This window comes from Curtobacterium sp. MCBD17_008 (assembly GCF_003234475.1).
Taxonomy (GTDB): domain Bacteria; phylum Actinomycetota; class Actinomycetes; order Actinomycetales; family Microbacteriaceae; genus Curtobacterium.
Map to the genome: position 1 here is coordinate 105,608 of NZ_QKTK01000006.1, position 19,511 is coordinate 125,118.

Consider the following 19,511-nt stretch of genomic DNA (forward strand, 5'->3'; position numbering starts at 1 on the left):
CTGGAGCACCATGTCCTCGAACCCCGTCTCCCTCCGCCAGCGGCACCGTGCCGGCGTCCTCGTCCTCGCGGCCGGCGTCGTCGTCGCACTCGCCGGCTGCTCAGCGAACGCCTCGGCCGAATCCGCCGGCGCGTTCGACGGCTCGGTCACGATCGGCGCCGCCGCGAACGGTGCCGCGACCGAGACCACGCTCGACGTCGCGGCCGACCCCGCCCTGCACGATGCCCTCCCCGCCGATGTGAAGGCCTCGGGGAAGCTCGTCATCGGCGTCGGGGCCCTGCCCGCCGGGTTCCCGCCGCTCGCCTTCACCGGGGACGACCAGAAGACGCTCACCGGCTCGGAGCCGGACCTCGGCCGCCTCGTCGCCGCGAAGCTCGGGCTCCGGGCGGAGGTGTCGAACGCGACCTGGGACAACCTCTTCGTCGGCATCGACGGCGGCAAGTTCGACGCCGGGTTCTCGAACATCACCGTGACCGAGCAGCGCAAGGAGAAGTACGACTTCGCGTCCTACCGGCAGGACGAACTCGCCCTGCAGGTACCGGCCGACAGCGACCTGTCCTTCGACGGCGACCCGTCCGTCCTCGCCGGGGAGACGATCGCCGTGAGCTCGGGCACGAACCAGGAGAAGATCCTGCTCGAGTGGCAGGAGCAGCTCGCGGCCGACGGGAAGACCGTCACGGTCAAGTACTACCCGGACGGCAACGCGGTGAAGCTGGCCCTCGACTCGGGGAAGATCGACGGGTACTTCGGCCCGAACCCGACGATCGCTTACCAGAACAGGCAGAGCGCGGGTGGGGCGCACCCCACGAAGACGGCGGGCACGTACTCCGGAGCCGGGGCGGACCTGCAGGGGCTCATCGCGGCGACGACGAAGAAGGGCAGCGGTCTCGCGGATCCGATCGCGGGCGCCCTCGACGAGCTCATCGAGGACGGCACCTACGCGGAGTGGCTGCGGGCGTACGGCCTGTCGAACGAGGCCGTCGAGCACTCGGAGGTCAACCCCGAGGGACTGCCGCTCGACAACAGTTGACGCGCGGCTCCCGCGCTGGCACGACGCGCCGCTCACCTCCCCGGTGGGCGGCGCGTCGTGCGTTGCCGCCGTCGTCCGCGCAGCGGCGACGGGCCGACGTTCCGCCGGGACGCACGCTGGCGGACGGGAGGCGCGGTGTGCGCCGGCACGGAGCCTCCCGTCCGACGGCAGGACCGCACCCCGCGCGAGCGGGCGCGACCGGGTCGCGCGGCGCGCCGGGCTCCAGGCGACGCCAGGCCTCAGGTGACGCCGGGCCTCAGGCGACGACGACCGCCTCGGCGGTGCGGCGAGCCCACTCGGCGGCGAGCAGCTCGTAGGAACGCACCCGTGCGGCGTGCTCGTGCGTGATCGTCGTGACGAGGAGCTCGTCCGCCCCGCTGACCCGGCGGAGCACCTCGAGCCGGTCCGCGACGTGCCCGGCGTCCCCGACGAAGCGGGCGGCGATGCGGTCGCGGACGGACGCGGCGGCGGCTGCGTCGAGCGGGGCCGCGCGGGCCTCGTCCGGCGTCGGGTACGCGATCGCGCCGATGCCGGACCGGATCGAGTGCACCCACTGCCCGTAGCCGTGCGCGAGTTCCTCGGCCTCGGCGGTCGAGCGGCCGACGACGACGTCCGCGGACACGATGACGTACGGCTCGTCGAGCACGCCGGGGCGGAAGGCCGCGCGGTACGCCCCGACGGACGCCAGGACGGTGCCGGGCGTGGAGTGGTAGTTCGCGCCGTAGGGCAGACCGAGCGCCCCCGCGATCCGGGCGCTCTCGCCGCCGGTCGAACCGTGGACCCAGAGCTCGACGTCCGCACCGGTCGCCGGTGGCGCCTCGACGACGGCGCCGTCACGCTCCCAGGTGCCGGCGAAGAGGGCACGGACCAGGGCGAGTTCGTCCTCGAACCGGTCGACGTCACCGGGTACGCGGCCGAGGAGCTCCCCCTGCAGGGCGAACCGGCTCCCGGGGGCGATGCGGAGGTCGAAGGGCGCGGGCAGGAGCAGCCCGTCCACGTCGGTGTCGGCACGCGGGGCGAGCGCGGGCGGCTTCGGGGTGCCCGGAGCGGGTGCGCCCGAGCGGCCGAGACCGAGGTCGAACCGCGGCCCGTACAGCCCGGTGAGGGTGCCGAAGGTCTCGGCGATCTGCAGTCCGCGGACGTTCCCGACCAGGGTCGCTGCGCTGCCGACCCGGATCGACGTGGTGGCACCGGCGACGGCACCCATGACGACGGTCGGTGCGCTGCCCGCGACGCCCGGGTTGAGGTGGTGCTCGGCGAGCCAGTACCGGGCGTAGCCGGCGCGCTCGGTGACGACGGCGAGGTCGACCGTCTCGTGCAGGGCCGCCGTGGCGGACGAACCGCTGCGCACGGGGACGAGGTCGAGCACCGAGAGCGGCACCGGCGCCCCGCGGTCGACGCCGCTCACGCGAGCACCCCCTGGCGGTCACGGACCCGCCCGGAGAGCCCGAGGGTCTCGCGCAGGGTCGCCCCGTCCTCGTACTGCTCCCGGTACACACCGCGCTCCTGCAGCAGTGGGACGACGCTGTCGACGAACTCGTCCAGGCCGTGCGGGTTCGTGTGCGGGACGACGACGAACCCGTCGGTCGCCCGTTCCTGCACGTACCGGTCGATCTCGGCGGCGATGCTCGACGGCGTGCCGACGAAGCCGCCCCGTGTCGACACCCGGATGACGAGCTCGCGGATGGACAGCCGGTCCGCCGCGGCCTGCTCGCGCCACGTCTGCACGACCGCCCGGGGGTCCCGGACGTGCCGGACCCTGCCGCGGGTGATCGTGTCCGCGTCGACGTCGGGTTCGACGTCGGGCAGCGGTCCGTCGACGTCGTAGGACGACAGGTCCCGGTTCCAGACCTGCTCGAGGAACGCGATCGCGGTCGCCGGGCTGACCTGCGCGCGACGGATCGCCCGGGAGCGTTCCTCGGCGTCGGCCCGGGTGTCGCCGAGCGTGAAGGTCGCGCCGGGCAGGACGAGCAGCTCCTCCCGGGAACGTCCGACCCGTTCCAGCCGTGCCGCCAGGTCGTCGGAGAACCGGCGGGCGTCCTCGAACTCGGTGTGCAGCGAGAAGACGACCTCGGACTGCGCGGCGGCGAGGTCGCGGCCCTCGTCGGAGTCGCCGGCCTGCACGAGCACGGGGTGACGCTGCGGGCTGCGCGGCACCGGGAACGTGCCGGTGACGTCGAACTGCGGGCCGTGGTGGTCGACGTCCCGGATGCGGGAGCGCTCCGCGTACACGCCGGAGGTCACGTCGGCGACGACGGCGTCCGGCTGCCACGAGTCCCACAGCTCGCGGGCGAGCTCGACGAACTCGGCGGCGCGCGTGTACCGGTCCGCGTGGTCGAGGAAGCCCCCGCGTCGGAAGTTGGCACCGTGGAAGGCGTCCGAGCTCGTCACGACGTTCCACCCGGCGCGGCCCTCGGTGAGGTGGTCGAGCGTGGCGAGCTGCTTCGCGAGCTCGACCGGCTCGTTGAACGTCGCCGACAGCGTGCCGACGAGCCCGATGTGGGACGTCACCCCGGCGAGGGCGGCCAGGACGGCCAGCGTGTTCGGACGACCGACGACGTCGAGGTCGTGCACGCGGCCCTTCTGCTCGCGGAGCCGCAGCCCCTCGGCGAGGAACAGGAAGTCGAACCGGCCCCGCTCGGCGTTCCGCGCGAAGTGCTCGAACGACGAGAACGCGATCTGGCTCTCCGCGCGGTCGTCGCTCCAGACCGTGGTGTTGTTGACGCCCGGGAAGTGGGCGGCCAGGTGCACCTGTCGCTTCGTGCTCATGCGGGGACCCCCTCGGGTGTGGTGGTGGCGTACCGGCTGACCGCGGGGCGCAGCCCGAACCGCGTCCGCAGGTCGGCGACGGGGCGCGAGGCGACGTCCGCGCGGAGCCCGGCGGTGACGAGCGCGGGGACGAGCTGTCGGGCGACGGCGGTGCTGTCGAGCGGGATCCGCAGCGGGCGCAGTCGGACGCCGGCGTACCCGAGGGCACGGAGGTCGCCGATGCGGGACACGAGTTCCGGCACGGTGGTCGCGAGCACGGCGGCGTCCGACCAGGAGGGACCCGCTGCCGCAGGCCCCGCCGCCACGGTTCCCGCCGCCGCGTCGAGCGCCGCCAGCGCGTCCGCCGCCTCCGCCGACGACGACCCGATGAGCACCGCGAGGTCCGCGAGCACCGGGCGCTCCCGGTCCGATCCGGCCGCCTGCTCGGCGTCCCGCACCACGGCCAGCGCGCCCCGGTCCTCCAGGCCGCCCGCGCCGGGCGTGACGAGCACGACGTCCGCGGCGTCGACCGCGAACCGGGCCGTGTCCTCGCGGTGCGCCAGTGCGAGGACCGGCGGCCGACCCTGCGGGGACCGCGGGACGATCGACGCGCCGTGCACCGACAGGTACGAGCCCCGGAACCGGGCGTCGTGGATGCGGTCGCGGTCGATGAAGCGGCCGGTGGCGACGTCGCGGATGACGGCGTCGTCGTCCCAGCTGTCCCAGAGACGCGCAACGACCTCGGCCACCTCGCGCGCCTCGTCGAACAGCGGCTCGACCGTGCCCGGTCCCGGTGCTCCGTCGGGCAGGGTCCGGCGGCCGAAGAGCGCGGCCTCGCGGGCGGTGGGACTCACCTGCAGTCGCCACCCGGCCCGGCCGGTCGACACGTGGTCGAGGGTCTGGAGGGCCGTTGCGACGTGGAACGGTTCGGTGTGCGTCACCGAGACGGTCGGGACGAGGCCGATCTGGCGGGTGGCCGGTGCGACGGCGGCGGCGACGAGCAGTGCGTCGAGGCGCCCGACGACCGTGCTGGTGTCCAGGTCACCGGTCGCGTCCACCGGGCCGGCGGTGAAGGAGTCCTCGAGCGTGACGGCGTCGACGCCGAGGCGGTCCTGCTCCCCGACGACGTCGCGCCAGTGCTGCAGGGTCGGCAGGCGTCGCGCGGCGACCGGGTCGGTCCGCCAGGCTGCCGGGTGCCATCCGGCGCCCTGCAGGGCGGTGACGAGGGTGATGCGGTCGGGCACGGGTTCCTCGGCTCTGTCGGTGGTCACGGCGTGCGGGATGCGGGGCATCGGGCGTGCGTCGACGCTACGGCGACGGACGCCGGACCGGGGCGTGGGTTGCGGTCCGTGACGGGGTGTTGCGTCGGATGACGTCCGGCGTCCGTCCGTCACGCAGGTGGTGACGGGGCTCGATCACCAGGTGATGCGGACGAACTCCCGGCGGAGGCGGTCGGCTCGTCCGGGGTTGGTCTGCTCGACCCAGCCGATGCGGCCGAGGAGGTGCGCCCGGAAGTCCGGATGACCCGAGCGGTTCTGCGACTCCGGTCCGTGCTCGGCGCAGTTGTGGAGGACGGCGTGGAGGCGGTCGACCTCGCGGCGGCCGGGAGCGGTGCGGTCGTTGACGACGACGCCGGTGACGCTCTGGCGGACGCTCGCGGGTCGGACCCGGGTCTTGCGGGCGTTGAGCCGGAGGCCCTGGTCGGTGACGATGCGGTCGACACCCCGGAGGAAGGCGTCGGCGCGCTGCGCGAGACGGTCGTCGCCGCTGAAGGTGAGGTCGTCGGCGTACCGGGTGTAGACGGCACCGGCGGCGTCGGCCCACCCGGCGAGGCGCGCATCGAGGTGCCGCAGCACGGTGTTCGCGAGCGCCGGGGAGGTCGGCGCTCCCTGGGGCAGGTGCGCGTCGGCGAGGGCGCGGCGGAGGGCAGCCCGCTCGTCGACGTCCCCGCCGGGCGGCATCGCGGTGAGCACGTGGGTCGGGACCCGGTGGGTGCAGAGACCGGTGAGGACGTGGGCGAGGGGTTCCGCGAACCCGGCCGCCCGGAACACCCCGTACACGGACCGTGCGCGGACGCTCGCGAAGAAGCTGGTGAGGTCGGCGGTGATGACGACGCGTTGCCCGACGTGCAGCGTGGCGCCGGAGACCACGCTGCGGCCGGGGACGAAGCCGTGTGCCGCATCGTGCACCGGCAGGACCGCCAGGAGTTCGTCGAGGACCGTCCGTTGGGTCCGGCGGAGCATGTCCAACGGTTTCTCGAGCAGGCGCGGCGTGCGCCCCGGGCGGCGGACCCACTCGTGCCGGTGGTGGTGCAGCGGGCTGGCGGAGCCGGGTCGGCGGTTCCACCCGCGCGTGTCGGCGAGCCACAGGAGCCGGCCGACCGTCAGGTCCAGTTCGCGGGCGAGCTCGGGCAGGGTGTCGACGAGCAGGCGGCTCGACACCCGCGGCACCGCGCGCACGGGGACCGCCCGCCGCAGCAGCACCCGGACCGGTCGGCGGGTGGACCGTGTGCGGTGCAGTCGCACCAGCTGCGGTGACGCCGCGATCACCGCCGCGAGTTGCCGGGGTGCGTCGACGGGAGGCCGTGGGTACGTCTCGAGCGCGGTGCGGACGGCGTGGCCCACGTACGCGCGCTCCGGTCCGACGACGTCGAAGCCCGCGGCCGTGAGCGGTCCGGTGTCCCAGGCGTCGGCGGCGAGGAAGGCGTCCGCGAGGGCGGTCGCGACCACCTCGACGGGCGTGGGGTTCCCGGGGGACCTGTCGGTGCCTCCGTGAGGTCGCGCGCGCGGAGCGCGCCGAGCCTCTCGGGGCGTGTGGTGCTGCTGGTCCTGGGTACCCCGGGGTGACCCCGGAGAGGTCGACGCGTCACGCGCGCCGTCCGCCTCCCCCGGGAACTCCACGTGCTCACCATACGGAGGATCGCGCTACCGTGACGAGCGACACCGCCGTCCCCGTGAGGAGCACCATGCCCGACACCACCGGAACCACCGACACCACCACCGGAGCCCGGTACCGCGAACTCGGGACCGAGCAGAAGCTCGCCGTCCTGCTCGCGGAGGAACGCGAACTCGACCACGACTCGTTCGACCTCGACGACGCCTGGGCGGTGGGCTCCTGGTTGCGGGCGACCGCCCTGGAGCGCGGGCTCGGCGTCGGGTTCGCGGTGTCCTTCGGCGAGCAGCGGGTGTTCCACGCGGCGACCCCGGGCTCCGGCGCGGTGAACGACGCCTGGTTGGAACGGAAGTTCCGGGTGGTGCGGCACTTCGCCCACTCCACCCTCGCGGTGCGGACGCAGTACGAGGTCGGCGGTTCGACGTTCGACGAGGCCGCGGCGCTCGACCCCCGGCAGTACCAGGCCGCGGGCGGGGGCTTCCCGCTCGTGGTCCGCGGGTCGCTCATCGGCGCCGTCGGCGTCAGCGGCCTCGAGATGCACGACGACCACGCGCTCGTGGTCGAGGCACTCCGGGCACACCGGGCGTCGCGCCCGTGAAGACGGTGGACCCCGACGACTGCGTCTTCTGCCGGATCATCGCGACGGACGACCCGGACACCGTCTGGATCGAGCGGGAGCCGGACGCGGTCGCGTTCCGGCCGCTGCCGGAGTCGGAACTCGCGCCCGGGCACACGCTGGTCGTCCCGCGGGAGCACGCCACGGGCCTCCTGGACGTCGCCCCGGACGCCCTGCGAGCGACGGCACTGCTCGCGCAGCGGGTGGGGCGCGCCATGCGGGCCGCGCTCGGTGCGACCGGGGTCGTCGTGCTCAGTGCGACCGGAGCGGACGCGGGCCAGAGCGTGCCGCACCTGCACCTCCACGTCGTGCCGTGCTGGCCCGACGACGGTGTCCTCCGCTGGCCGGAACAGCGCTCCGCGCACGTCGTGGACGGGGACCCGTCGGCGCTGCTCGCGGAGATGTTCGAGTGACGGCCACCGGACGACCCACCGCGGTCGAACTGATCCGGTCCGACGTGCTCAGCCCGGCTGAGTACGCGCACGCCGCCACAGCGCCGGCTCATGCCCGGCTCGTCTTCCTCGCCGGGTCGTGCCCGCTCGACGCGGACGGAGCGACCGTCGCCCCGGGCGACCACGCGGCACAGGCTGCGCAGTGCGTCGCGAACCTGCGGCAGGCGCTGACCGACGCCGGGGCGCGCATGACGGACGTCATCAGCACCCGCGTGCTCGTGGCGTCGGCTCGCCGAGCGGACCTGGTCACCGCGTGGCGGGTCGTCCGCGACGCGTTCGGCGAGCACGAGGTGCCGAGCACCCTGCTCGGCGTCACCGTCCTCGGCTACGATGACCAGCTGGTCGAGGTGGAGGCGGTGGCCGTGGTCCTCGACGCACACTGACCCGGCCTGCGACACTGGTCGCGCCGGTCGGTCCGCAGTCGCGTGGCCGACACCGGTGACGGCGGCGCGGAGAGCGCCACGGGCGGAGGCGGGGGCCGATGGGGACCGAGGGGTGGCGCGACCGCCGACGCGAACGGCGCGTGCGGAAGGGCAACGGGGAGCCGCTCCCGCCGCTGCGCTGGTGGCAGGTCGCGACGCGGTCGCTCCTCCGCATCGACCTGACCGACCCCGGCACCACGATCACGGCGACCTACACGGTCGACGTCGACCACCTGGGCGACCGTGCCGACGGTGCGGTCCGTGCCCGGCTGTACCGGGACGGCCGGCTGCTGTCCCTCGCATCGCTCCCGGCGCGGTTCCCGGTCCCCGGCGGCAACATCGAGGTCGCCGTCGGCACCTTCGGACTGCGCCGGTGTCACTTCGTCGCCGCCACGGGTGCCGTGCACCAGTTGACGCCGCTGGCCGGGAGCGCCGAGGGCCGCCGAGCCCGCTTGGCGGCCGAGCGCCCCGGACTGAGCCGGGCGATCGGAGCGACGTCGACCCTGGTCGTGCTGGCAGGTGTCGGACTCGCAGTGCCGCAGCTGCTCGAGGGGATCACGGCGATCCCGCCCGTCCAACAGGCGGTCGGGGCATTCGAACTGGCGATCGAGATCCCCCTCGCGGTCAACATCGCGGCCGGTGTCGCGACGGTTGTGGGGAGCATCGAGCGGGCGCTCCGGCTGCGGTCGAACTGGTTGGACGACCTGGCGAACTGATCCGGCGCGTGCCAGTAGTTCCTCAGAGGTCGGCGGCCCGGACCAGGTGCCGGATCGGCGGTAGCGCGTCCCGCGCAGCCGCTGACGCCTCGTCGACGACGACCGCGACGCTGACGAGTGCCCCGCCGCACGCGTCGACGAGCGCCGCAGCGGCCGTCGTCTGCCCGCCCGTCTCGATCCAGTCGTCGACGAGCACCACCCGCTGTCCCGGGCGGACGAGGTCCCGTCTGGTGGCGAGCGTCCAGCGGCGTCCGCGGTAGTCGGGGTAGGTAACCTGACGCACGAGCGGACCCGGGAACAGGGCACCGTCCTTCCGGATCGGGACGAACCCGACGCCGAGCGCCAGGGCCACGGCCGGTCCGAGCACGAATCCGCGCGCTTCGATGCCGAGGACCAGGTCAGCACGGTCCTCCGCGACGAGCGCCGCGAGCCCCGCGACGACCGTTGCGAGGGCGTCCGGGTCAGCGAGCACCGCCCAGGTGTCCGCGTCGCCGTCGAGCCACCGGAACCGGCGCACCACCGCCCGGCGAGCGCGGTCGACGGCGTCCTCGTCGGTCATGACGACACGGTGTCCGGGGCGGTCCTGCGGAGGACCCGGCCCATGCTCTGGATCACCCGCCGGCCCGGGAGGATCGCCGCCGGACGGCGAGGACGACGACACGGGCGACGACGAGCAGCACCCCGCCGAGCGCCCACGGCAGCACGCGCGCTCCGGTACCGGTCGCGGTCGGGTCAGCGGCAGCAGCAGGGGTCGGCGTCGCCGTGGCGGACGTGTCCAACCGGGCCTCCCGGCTCGCGGTGGCGGACGGCGAGGAGATTGGAGTGGGGGCGCTCGACGGGGTCGGAGCGGCCTCGACGGTGAACGCGACCTGGCCGTCGACCGGGTGACCGTCCGGTGAGACGTACCGCCACAGCACCGTGTGCGGGCCGGCCGACAGGTCGACGCGCTTCGACATCGTCGTCCCCTCGACGCGGACCTCGCCCGTCGACTCGTCCTGGCCGGTCTGGTCCCGCACCTCGATGCGGAGTCCGGCGTCGAGACCCGCGAGCGGGGCCTCGCTGAACGTCAGGTCGACCTGCCGCACGGCCGTCGTCACCGTGGCCCCGTCCGCGGGGTTGCTGCCGATGAGCGCCGAGTGCGCCGCGGCGGGCGCAGCACCGCCCGGACCGGCGACGACCGCCGCGAGGACGACCGCCAGCGCGAGGGCGGAGCCTCCGACGCGACGGGAGGAAGAGCTGCTGCGTCCGGTCCGTGGCACAGACCGACTCTACGGGTCCGAGGTGTGCGCCCGGCGGACGGACGGGAGGCCCGGAGCCAGCTGGCACCGGGCCTCCCGTCCGACGGACGCCCGCGTCAGCGGCGCGAGCCGCCGCGGAGGAAGAGCGCGGCGGCACCGGCGACGCCGAGCCAGACCAGCGGCCGCGTGACGCGACGCCGCTTCGCGACCCAGCCGCCGTCGGTCGCGTTGCCCGCGTCGGTCGGTGCGTAGATGTTCCCGTCGGTGGGCGCCTGCTTCCCGCGCAGGGCGAAGACCTCGACGGCCGGACGAGTGATGCGGTGGAACAGCCACGGCACGATGAACTCGGCCGGCACGAGCGCGGCCTGGATGCGCCCGACGTAACGGTTGCGCTTCGGGTGCAGGGCCTCGGCGACGACGGCCTTCGCCGCGCGCTGCACGGAGACGGTCGGGGGCAGCGGGTGCGACGCCTTCTCGGTGTAGTTCGCGCCGTTCTGGTAGATCGGGGTGTCGATCGTCGACGGCAGGACGGCGCCGAAGCGGATGCGCGTGCCCAGGTGCTCGTCGGCGAGCACGTCCATGAGCCCGAGGGCCGCGTGCTTGCTCGTCACGTAGGCCGACTGGTACGGCGCGGACAGCAGCGACTGGATCGAGCCGACGAGGACGTACGTGCCCTCACCACGCTGCTTCCAGTGCGGCAGGAGCGCCTTCACGGCGTGGACGTGACCGTGCAGGTTCGTGTCGACGACGCGCTTGAACGCCTCGGTCGGGGTCTGCTCGAACAGGCCGTAGACGAACAGCGCGGCGTTGCCGACGAAGACGTCGATGCGGCCGAAGCGGCTGGTGACGGTGCCGACGAGGTCGTTCACCTGTCGCTCGTCGGCGACGTCGGTGGGGATGGCGACGGCCTCGGCGCCCAGCTTGCGGCACTCGGCGGCGGCCTCCTCCAGGCTCTGCTTCCCTCGGGCCGCGAGGACGAGCGTGGCGCCCTGCTTCGCGAACTCGTGCGCAGCAGCCCGGCCGATGCCGCTCGATGCTCCGGTGATGACGACGACCTTGCCGCGGAATCGTGAACCCATGGGCTCTTCCCTACCCGGTCGGGGCTGCTGGGGAGCCGAGCGGCGTGTCCCCCGGCCGCGCACCCGGGCGCTCGGCGGTCCGGGTGGCGCCGGCGGGATCGAGCTCCGCGCGGAGCGAGCGCAGCACCCGCACCAGCACGGGTCGCTTCAGCCCACCGGCGGCGAAGGGCCGACCGAGCGTCGTCCGGGGAGCGAGCACGACGTGTCCGTTCGCGGTGCTCACCCAGATCCCGCAGTCCTGTCGCACCCCCTTGACCAGGGTGTTCGCGAGGCCGAAGGCGCGGATGCGCTCCCACGGCAGCGCATGCACCGGCCGGGCGTGGTCGGGTGTCCAGCCGTGCAGCCCGGTGTCGTCGACGGTCCAGACCTCCGGCTTCGGGTCGGCGAACTCCTCGCCCGCGACCAGGGCGGCCGTCTCGACGGGCAGGTGGAACACCGGCCGGCCACCGGCGGCACGGATCCGGGCGAGGGTGCGACGGTCGCGTCGGCCGGACGACCATGCGGCGAGCGCCACGCCCGGTCCCGTCAGGAGGAGGATCGGTGGGACGAGCAGGAACACCCCGCTGCGCGGCGTCGCGTCCGCGATGCGGCGCGTGACGTCCGGCTGCACGAACATCTCGACGAGCAGGAACGCGCCGAGCGCCGAGACGAGCACCGTGACGAGGACGATCCGCCAGGTCGAAGGGACCTCGCCGTCCCGCAGTCGCTGCACCCATCGGTCCCCGTCGTGTTCCACGGGCCCAGCTTGGCAGCGGAGACGGTCGGCGTCCGCCGGGGCCGCGTGGCTGTGCTCGTGTCCGGACCCTCCGGAGGTCACCCGCGGGCACGGAGGGCTCTGTCGACGGCCCGGCCGAGCGGCGCCGTGAGCGTCGACACGTACGTGCGTGTCAGGTGCTGCGAGTCCCGGTAGACGAGCACGTTGCCGATCACCGCCGGGCAGGACTGGTCCACGCAGAACCACGGCGTCATGTCGGCGACGACCACGCCCGGCGTGGCCCGCGCGGCGTCGACGAGCCGGTCGTCGGTGGCGAAGGCCCGTCCGGTGCTGATCCGGCAGGTCTGCCGGCTCGCTGGGTGCTGGTCGACGCAGCGCTGGACGCCGCTCCCGACGGCGGGTGTGTCCGGGATCGCGACGACGGTGGTGCCGCGTGCGATGAGGGGCTGCCAGGAGGCCCGGTACCCCTCGAGCGCGCGGCCCACCGGGTCGGGTCCCTCCGGGGTGCCCCGCAGGTCCGCCCGGGACGAGGTGAACACGAGGTCGTACGGCGCTCCTGCCGCCAACGACCGGTCGACCGCGTCGTTCCACGCTCCGCACCGGTTGCGGTCGGCGCCGGACACATCGGACCACACGACGTGGGAGAACTCGCACCCGCCCTTGACCATGAGGTGCAGTTCCCATCCCCGTTCATCGGCGAGGGCGATGAGGGCGGATGACCACTGGTGCGCGTGCGAGTCGCCCACGAGCGCGACCCGGGTGCCCCCGCGGACTCCGACGACGCAGCTGCGGGCGGCGGTCGCCTCCGCCTGGCAGTCGTCCCACGTGGGGTCGATGTCGTAGGCGGCGGTCATGGTCGAAGGGGTGGTCCCCCGGTCCGGGTCTCCGCCGACGGCGCATCCGCTCCCCGGTGCGATGGCGGCGGCTCCCCAGCAGGACCCCGTCGCGGGACCGGAGGTCGTCCCCGGAGAGGATCCGGGGGCGCCGCCGAGCTCGGCGGCGAGTGCACGGTCCTCGCGGAGCTGACCGGTCAGCACGGTCCACCCGGCGGCCGGCGCGAGCAGCACCAGGGCCATGCCCGCCGCCACGACGGCGAAGGTGGCCCGTGGGCGGAGGCGGGCGAGCCTCCCGGCCGTCACCGGACGTTCCACGAGGACGGCGGTGCCGTGCGCGAGCCCCGCGGACAGCAGGACGACCGCGGCGGTACGGACCGGCGACGGCGGGTCGGCGACCCCGACGCGCTCGAGGGCGCGTGGCAGCAGCAGGACGACGGGCCAGTGCCAGAGGTACAGCGGGTAGGAGACCCGTCCGAGCCAGCGGACGGGCGGCAGCACGGCGAGACGGGCGAGGACGCCGGTCTCGGCGCGGGTCACGATGACGATCGCGGTGGCGGCGACGGGCAGGACGGCAACGGTGCCGGGGTAGGGCACGTCCGGGTGGAGGAACACCCCGCAGGCGACCAGACCGAGCCACCCGGTGGTGGCGAGACCGGTCCGGACCCGGGCTCTGGCGGACGCCGACCCGGGTGCCGGGACGAGTGCGAGCAGCGCTCCGACGCCGAACTCCCAAGCGCGGGTGTGCGGCCAGAAGTAGGCGGGGGCGGGGTCCGTCGCGGTGAGCACCACGGAGCAGACAGCCGACGCGACGGACACGAGTGTGACGACCACCGCCACGGCGGCCAGCTGCGGACGGCCGGACGGTCGCGGGGTGGGGTGCCGTCGTCGCACGAGGCGGACGACCCGCCAGGCGGCGAGCAGCAGGAGGGGCCACACGACGTAGAACTGTTCCTCGACGCCGAGCGACCAGAAGTGCTCGAACGGGGTCGAGGGGCTGCCGGCGGCCAGGTAGTCGGTGCTCGCCGCCGCGAGTGCCCAGTTCTCCACGTACCCGACGCTCGCGGCGAGGTGCAGGCCGAGGCCCGGCCAGTCCTCCCGCGGGGACAGCAGCCACGATGCCAGCGCGGTGACGGCGAGGACGACGAGCGCCGACGGGACGAGCCGACGCGCCCGGCGTGCCCAGAAGCCCGGCAGGTCGACGCCGTCGCGGGCCTGCAGTTCGCGGACGAGCTGCCCGGTGATCAGGAAGCCCGACACCACGAAGAAGGCGTCTACCCCCACGAACCCGCCCCGGACCACCCCGGCGTCGAGGTGGTAGCCGACCACGAGCACGACGGCCAGGGCGCGGATCGCGTGGACGTCGGTGCGGAAGGGTCCGTGCTGCGGCGAGGGCATCACCGGCGACGGTAGGCAGGACGGGTGAACGGCAGGCGACGCGGTCGGCGTCCGCGCCGCGCCGGTCAGGACCGTGCGACCGTCGGTGCGGTCGCGGCGGACGGCTCGGTGCGGGATCCGGCGATCCGGTGGACGCTCGGTTGACCCCTCCGGAGGTCGTGCACGAGAGTGAAGCGATGCTCTCCCTCGTCTACATGTCCGTCGCCGTCGACGACCTCACCGACGCGCAGCTCGTCGACCTGCTGCGGGACGCCCGCCTGAAGAACGACGCGCTCGGCGTCTCCGGGCTCCTCGTCGCCAAGGAGGGACGCTTCATGCAGGTCCTCGAGGGGCCGGCGTGGAGCGTCGAGGACCGCTTCGGCGCGATCCAGCGCGACCCCCGCCACACCGACGTCCGCTCGCTCAGCCGCGAGGAGATCGACACGCGCCGCTTCGACGGCTGGTCGATGGCCTTCGGCACCCCCTCCGACGTCGAGGTCCGCGACGAGCCCGGCTTCAGCGACTTCCTGCAGCGACGCGGTGGTCTGCCGGCCGGGCTCTCGGGGTCACCGGCGGACTGGCTCCTCCGGTGGTTCCGCGGTCGGCAGTTGCAGGACACCCCGCTCGAGGCCGTCTCGCTGGGACGCCACGCCGCCTGACACCGGGCAACGCCGCCAGCCACCGAGCAACGCCGCCAGCCACCGAGCAACGCCCCGTTCACCCGGCTGTGGCACGGTGACGGACGTGCACCACGCTCCCCTGACCGGCCCCCTGGCCCGTCGTCTCCGGTTGTCCGACGCCGTCACGATCGGTCTCGGCTCGATGATCGGCGCCGGCGTGTTCGCGGCGTTCGCCCCCGCGGCCGCCGCTGCCGGGACGGGGCTGTTCCCCGCCCTCGTCCTGGCGGGCGTCGTCGCCTTCTGCAACGCCACCTCGTCGGCGCAGCTGGCAGCCCGGTACCCGACGTCCGGCGGCGCCTACGTGTCCGGGCGGGAGCGACTCGGGCCGTGGGCCGGCTTCGCCGCGGGGTGGGGCTTCGTGATCGGCAAGACCGCGAGTTCGGCGGCGATGGCGATCACCTTCGCCGCCTACGTCGTACCGGAGCCGTGGCAGAAGCCCGCCGCGATCGCCGCGGTCGTGGTGCTCACGGTCGTGAACACGTTGGGCATCACGCGGACGGCGCTGCTCACGCGCGTGCTCGTCGTCGTCTCGCTCGTCGCGCTGACCGTCGTGGTCGTGATCGGCACGACCTCGACCGGGTCGACCGCGGCCGACCCGGGTACGCCCGCGGCACCGCTCGGCGTCCTGCAGGCCGCCGGGTTCCTGTTCTTCGCCTTCGCCGGCTACGCCCGCATCGCCACGCTCGGGGAAGAGGTCGTCGACCCCGCCCGGACCATCCCGCGGGCCGTGGTGACCGCGTTGACGATCACGCTCGTCGTCTACGCGCTCGTCGCGGTCGCGACCGTGCACGCGCTCGGGCCGGGAGGCACGGCCTCCTCCGCCGCGCCCCTCCGGTCCGTCGTCGACACCGCCGGACTGCCGTGGCCGGGCGTCGTCGTGCAGGTCGGGGCGGCGGCCGCGTCGCTCGGCGCGCTCCTCGCGATGATCGCCGGCGTCGGCCGGACCAGCCTGGCGATGGCGCGGAACCGGGACCTGCCCGGCTGGTTCGCCGCCGTGCACCCGCGCTGGCAGGTGCCGGCACGGGCGGAACTCGCCATCGGCGTCGCCGTGTGCGTGCTCGTCGCCGTCACGGACCTGCGCGGGGCGATCGGCTTCTCGTCCTTCGGCGTCCTGCTGTACTACGCCGTCGCGAACGTGGCCGCGTGGACGCAGGAGCGGCAGGACCGGCGGTACCCGCGCCTCCTGGCCGTCGTCGGCGTGGTGGGGTGCGTCGTCCTCGTCGCCGCGCTGCCGCTCACATCGATCGTCGGCGGTGTGGCCGTGACGGCGGTCGGCCTGGCGTACCGGGCCGGGCGGCTCGCGCTGGCGCGACGGCGGGTGCGCTGAGCACCGCCGGTCCGGGCGGCTGCGGCATCCTCCCACGCGCTGCCGCCTGGCGGCCGCCGCCGATCGGTCGACGTGTCAGTGCGCGGCGACGGGGACGCTCTGCGCCCGGGCACCCCGCGGAGAGGCGACCTCGAGCGTCACCACCACGGCCGCGACGAGCAGGGCGGTGACCGGCAGCGACACCGCCGGGACCGCGATCGAGGCGAGCACCGCGACCGACAGCACGACGACGGCCGTGTTCGCCCGCTGCGGCAGTGACGGTCGGATGGCGAGCGCCCAGATGGACAGCACGAACAGCGCGACCGGGACGGCGACGGTCGCGGCGACGGCGACGGAGCTCAGGTGCACCCGACCGTCGTCGGCGAGGACCGCGACCTCGATCCCCGCCGGCAACGCACCCGCGGCCGCGAAGACGAGGTAGTGCCCGTAGCCGAACACGAGCGCCGACCGCAGGTCACGGATGTGGTCGTGCTGCTCGCGCGAGAAGTAGATCCACCACATCCCGACGGTGATGACCAGTCCGCAGCCCGCGAGGGTGAGCAGGGAGCCGAGGTGCTCGGTGTGCTCGAGGGCGTCGATCACGGCGTTCGCTGATGCGAGCAGCCCCTCGCCGAGGACGATGAGCGTGAACAGCGAGTACCGCTCCGCCAGGTGGTGGGTGTGCCACGGTGTCGTCTCCGACCGCGACTCGACCCAGACCGGCACGAGCAGTTCGCCGAGGATGAGCAACGGCGCCGCGAACGGCCGCAGGTCGTGCGGCAGGGCGAGCGACGCGACCCAGAGGACCTGGACGCCGGTGACGCCCACGGCGTACCGGACGGCGCTCGGGCGGTAGCGCGCCGACGACACCGCGGCCCGGACCCACTGGCCGACGAGCGCCAGCCGCATGACCACGTACCCGGTGATCCCGACCGTGAAGTCGCCGTCGACCATGACGGCGTGCACCCCGGCGGCGAGGACGAGCACGCCCGCCATCTGGACCACCGTCATCACCCGGTACAGCCAGTCGTCGGTGTCGAACGAGGTGGCGAACCACGTGAAGTTCATCCACGCCCACCAGATCGAGAAGAACACCAGGCCGTACGACAGGACCGCCGACGTCACCTCGCCCTCCGCCTCGATCTCGTGCAGGTTCGTGGCCGCGAGGCCGACCGCGACCACGAACACGAGGTCGAACAGCAGCTCCAGCGGACTCGCGGCGCGGTGCCGCTGGGTCGGGTCGCGGGGGACCATCCGCCGCAGGCCGATCGTCGTCACGTCACGCCTCCTCGGTCGTGGGCACGTCAGCGCGTCTCGCGCAGGTAGGTGAGCACCGCGCGGACCCGGCGGTTCGCGTCGTCCGGGGCGAGGTCGAGCTTCGTGAAGACGTTGCCGACGTGCTTCGCGACCGCGGCGTCCGACAGGTGCAGCTCGCGGGCGATGTCGGCGTTCGCGGCGCCCTCGGCCATGAGGGTCAGGACCGTGGTCTCCCGTGCCGTCAACCGGGCCAGCGGGCTGTCGGTGGTGCGACCTCGGGCGAGGTGCCGCACCACGTCCGGGTCGACGACCACACCGCCGTCGGCCACCGTCTCGAGCGAGCGGAGGAAGGCGGCGACCTTGCCGACGCGGTCCTTGAGCAGGTACCCGACGCCGCCGCGTCCGTCGTCGAGCAGGTCCTGCACGTACGCGTCCGCGACGACCTGGGACAGCACGACGACGGGCAGGTCCGGGTGTTCGCGGCGGAGCGCGATCGCGGCGCGGAGGCCGTCGTCGGTACCGGACGGCGGCATCCGGACGTCGGTGAGCACGAGGTCCGGCCGCTCCCCCGCCGCGGCGAGCGCCGACACACCCCGGACCAGGGCTCGGGCGTCCTCCGCGGTGCCGACCACGGTGTGCCCGGAGCGTTCGAGCAGGCTGACGAGGCCCTCCCGCAGGAGCACGGCGTCCTCGGCCACGAAGATCTTCACGAGCGCCATCGAACCACGTCGGGACCATCCCGCAGGTGTTCCCCGTGCACCGGCACGCTGAACCGCAGCACGGTCGGGCCACCGGACGGGCTGTCGACGCGGAACGACCCGCCGAGGACGGCCGCGCGTTCCCGGAGGCCGTCGAGTCCACCGCCGGGTGAGGCCACGGCTCCCCCGACGCCGTCGTCCGCGACCTCGAGCCAGAACCGGTCGTCGGTGGTCCCGGCGGTCACCTGCACGGCGGCCGCTCCGCCGTGACGGGCGGCGTTCGTCAGGGCCTCGCTCACGACGAAGTAGGCCGCGGTCTCGACGCGAGCGGGCGGTCGGACCGGCAGGTCGACGGCCACGTGCACGGACAGCGGCGAGCGCGCGGCGAGTTCGTCGACCGCCGCCCCGAGTCCGTGGTCGACGAGGACGCGGGGGTGGATCCCGCGGATGCTCGCGCGCAGGGCCTCGACGGCGTCGTCGACGTTGCCGCTGATGCGGTCGAGGGCCTGCCGCAGGGCGCCGAGGTCACGGCCGTCCCGCTCGGCGGCGTCGAGGTCGACCGCGAGCAGGCCGATGTTCATCGACAGGACCGTGAGCTGCTGCTGTGCGCCGTCGTGCAGGTCACGTTCGATGCGTCGCCGCTCGGCGTCGAACCCGTCGAGGAGCGCACGCCGCGAGTCGGTCAGTTCCTCGACGCGGTGTTCGAGTTCCACGGTCCGGTCGCCGAGGAGTGCCCGGGCGACCAGGTCGTGTGCGGTCGCGAGGGCGGTGACCGCGTACAGCAGGACGACGAGCACGACGAGGGCGCCCGCGAGCTCCACGGGTGGGCTGAGCCGGAGGCCGTCGAGCCAGGTGCGGATGACGTCGTCGTCCTGCGGGTGGGCCCCGGTGGCGGCCCCCACGGCGACGCCGACGGCGACGAGGGTCAGGACGACCAGCGCGAAGCCGATCGCGGCGACCAGGAGGAACACGGGCAGGTAGCCGAGTTCGGACCAGACGAGCGGGTCCCGGAACCGGCCGCGGAGCGCGGTGGGGCGGTCCCGTCCGGACGACCGGGGGTCCGGGATGCGGGGCAGTCCGAGCACGACCGGCAGGCGGCGACCGAGCCGGGCGATCGCGACGGCCCAGACGGGGGCGAGGAACCAGGTGGCCACGACGGGTGCGACGACGACGAGCCCGACCAGCGCGGTGAGGGTGACGTCGAGCAGGGACCGCCAGGGCGTGGCCGACAGGAGGAACGTCCACGGCGGGACGGACCAGGCCAGCCCGTCTGACGGACCCGCCCTGCGGACCGGGTCGCCCACGCGGGTCGGTGGATCGGTCCGGTCCGTGCTCGTCACCCGCCCACGGTAGGGCGCGGAGCGGCAGCACCACCAGGGCGACGGCGTCCGGTCGACGGTGGAGCCAGCTCCACCAGGGGTGTCCGGTCCACACCCGTGCGGTCCGGCGCGG

The 19,511-nt window shown here is 74.3% G+C and carries 19 protein-coding genes; 7 read left to right on the forward strand and 12 right to left on the reverse strand.

Going from position 1 to position 19,511, the window contains the following annotated elements; translation table 11 throughout:
• The first annotated feature begins 10 nt into the window (after positions 1-10).
• Positions 11-1,030, forward strand: coding sequence for a transporter substrate-binding domain-containing protein (locus DEI95_RS07750; RefSeq protein WP_111059868.1), 1,020 nt, complete (start codon positions 11-13; stop codon positions 1,028-1,030).
• A gap of 256 nt (positions 1,031-1,286) precedes the next feature.
• On the opposite strand, the gene DEI95_RS07755 is transcribed toward DEI95_RS07750, so the two are convergent.
• From DEI95_RS07755 to DEI95_RS07770, 4 genes are all read right to left on the reverse strand, one after another.
• Positions 1,287-2,438 carry an LLM class flavin-dependent oxidoreductase gene (locus DEI95_RS07755; protein ID WP_111059869.1) on the reverse strand — a complete coding sequence of 384 codons (1,152 nt, stop codon included), beginning with the start codon at positions 2,436-2,438 and terminating at the stop codon, positions 1,287-1,289.
• Positions 2,435-3,799, reverse strand: a complete 1,365-nt coding sequence (locus tag DEI95_RS07760) for an NtaA/DmoA family FMN-dependent monooxygenase (RefSeq protein ID WP_111059870.1) — start codon at positions 3,797-3,799, stop codon at positions 2,435-2,437. Before DEI95_RS07760 ends, DEI95_RS07755 begins: the two co-directional genes overlap by 4 nt.
• Positions 3,796-5,070 (reverse strand): LLM class flavin-dependent oxidoreductase, encoded by a 1,275-nt coding sequence (locus tag DEI95_RS07765; RefSeq protein ID WP_111059871.1) that lies wholly within the window; start codon positions 5,068-5,070, stop codon positions 3,796-3,798. The genes DEI95_RS07760 and DEI95_RS07765 overlap by 4 nt, the downstream gene beginning before the upstream one ends.
• A 123-nt stretch (positions 5,071-5,193) precedes the next feature.
• Complete coding sequence (locus DEI95_RS07770; protein ID WP_220036633.1) at positions 5,194-6,507, reverse strand: reverse transcriptase family protein; 1,314 nt, start codon at positions 6,505-6,507, stop codon at positions 5,194-5,196.
• A gap of 236 nt (positions 6,508-6,743) precedes the next feature.
• On the opposite strand from DEI95_RS07770, the gene DEI95_RS07775 reads away from it, so the two are divergent.
• The 4 genes from DEI95_RS07775 (at position 6,744) to DEI95_RS07790 (ending at position 8,876) form a co-directional block, all read left to right on the forward strand.
• The gene (locus tag DEI95_RS07775; protein WP_110889681.1) at positions 6,744-7,268 is read left to right on the forward strand and encodes a heme-degrading domain-containing protein; all 525 of its coding nucleotides are present in this window, start codon (positions 6,744-6,746) and stop codon (positions 7,266-7,268) included.
• The gene (locus tag DEI95_RS07780; protein ID WP_111059872.1) at positions 7,265-7,699 is read left to right on the forward strand and encodes an HIT family protein; all 435 of its coding nucleotides are present in this window, start codon (positions 7,265-7,267) and stop codon (positions 7,697-7,699) included. The genes DEI95_RS07775 and DEI95_RS07780 overlap by 4 nt, the downstream gene beginning before the upstream one ends.
• Positions 7,696-8,121, forward strand: coding sequence for a RidA family protein (locus tag DEI95_RS07785; protein WP_111059873.1), 426 nt, complete (start codon positions 7,696-7,698; stop codon positions 8,119-8,121). Before DEI95_RS07780 ends, DEI95_RS07785 begins: the two co-directional genes overlap by 4 nt.
• Positions 8,122-8,219: 98 nt before the next feature.
• Positions 8,220-8,876, forward strand: a complete 657-nt coding sequence (locus DEI95_RS07790; RefSeq protein ID WP_111059874.1) for a hypothetical protein — start codon at positions 8,220-8,222, stop codon at positions 8,874-8,876.
• A 22-nt stretch (positions 8,877-8,898) separates the two neighbouring features.
• Here the strand turns inward: DEI95_RS07790 and DEI95_RS07795 are convergent, their stop codons facing one another.
• The 5 genes from DEI95_RS07795 to DEI95_RS07815 form a co-directional block, all read right to left on the reverse strand.
• On the reverse strand, positions 8,899-9,435 hold the full coding sequence (locus DEI95_RS07795) for a phosphoribosyltransferase family protein (RefSeq protein WP_111059875.1): 537 nt from the start codon (positions 9,433-9,435) through the stop codon (positions 8,899-8,901).
• A 52-nt stretch (positions 9,436-9,487) separates the two neighbouring features.
• Entirely contained in the window at positions 9,488-10,135 is a 648-nt protein-coding gene (locus tag DEI95_RS07800; RefSeq protein ID WP_111059876.1) for a copper resistance CopC family protein, read from the reverse strand.
• A gap of 95 nt (positions 10,136-10,230) precedes the next feature.
• On the reverse strand, positions 10,231-11,193 hold the full coding sequence (locus DEI95_RS07805) for an SDR family NAD(P)-dependent oxidoreductase (RefSeq protein ID WP_111059877.1): 963 nt from the start codon (positions 11,191-11,193) through the stop codon (positions 10,231-10,233).
• 10 nt (positions 11,194-11,203) lie between these two features.
• On the reverse strand, positions 11,204-11,929 hold the full coding sequence (locus DEI95_RS07810) for a hypothetical protein (protein ID WP_111059878.1): 726 nt from the start codon (positions 11,927-11,929) through the stop codon (positions 11,204-11,206).
• A gap of 77 nt (positions 11,930-12,006) precedes the next feature.
• Positions 12,007-14,139 carry an acyltransferase family protein gene (locus DEI95_RS07815; protein WP_111059879.1) on the reverse strand — a complete coding sequence of 711 codons (2,133 nt, stop codon included), beginning with the start codon at positions 14,137-14,139 and terminating at the stop codon, positions 12,007-12,009.
• Between the two features lie 176 nt (positions 14,140-14,315).
• Here DEI95_RS07815 and DEI95_RS07820 point away from each other — a divergent pair, with 176 nt between their 5' ends.
• Together DEI95_RS07820 and DEI95_RS07825 are read left to right on the forward strand one after the other, a co-directional pair.
• Entirely contained in the window at positions 14,316-14,777 is a 462-nt protein-coding gene (locus tag DEI95_RS07820) for a BLUF domain-containing protein (RefSeq protein WP_110858055.1), read from the forward strand.
• Positions 14,778-14,940: 163 nt separating this feature from the next.
• Positions 14,941-16,125 carry an APC family permease gene (locus DEI95_RS07825; protein ID WP_375342346.1) on the forward strand — a complete coding sequence of 395 codons (1,185 nt, stop codon included), beginning with the start codon at positions 14,941-14,943 and terminating at the stop codon, positions 16,123-16,125.
• Positions 16,126-16,200: 75 nt separating this feature from the next.
• On the opposite strand, the gene DEI95_RS07830 is transcribed toward DEI95_RS07825, so the two are convergent.
• From DEI95_RS07830 to DEI95_RS07840, 3 genes are read right to left on the reverse strand one after another with little or no spacing between them, the layout of a single operon-like run.
• Entirely contained in the window at positions 16,201-17,382 is a 1,182-nt protein-coding gene (locus DEI95_RS07830; protein WP_258367521.1) for a low temperature requirement protein A, read from the reverse strand.
• A gap of 26 nt (positions 17,383-17,408) precedes the next feature.
• Positions 17,409-18,071: a response regulator transcription factor gene (locus tag DEI95_RS07835; RefSeq protein WP_220036634.1), complete on the reverse strand. Its 663-nt coding sequence runs from the start codon at positions 18,069-18,071 to the stop codon at positions 17,409-17,411.
• A complete protein-coding gene (locus DEI95_RS07840) occupies positions 18,068-19,399 on the reverse strand; it encodes a sensor histidine kinase (RefSeq protein ID WP_111059881.1) in 1,332 nt (443 codons plus the stop codon). Before DEI95_RS07840 ends, DEI95_RS07835 begins: the two co-directional genes overlap by 4 nt.
• Positions 19,400-19,511: the final 112 nt, after the last annotated feature.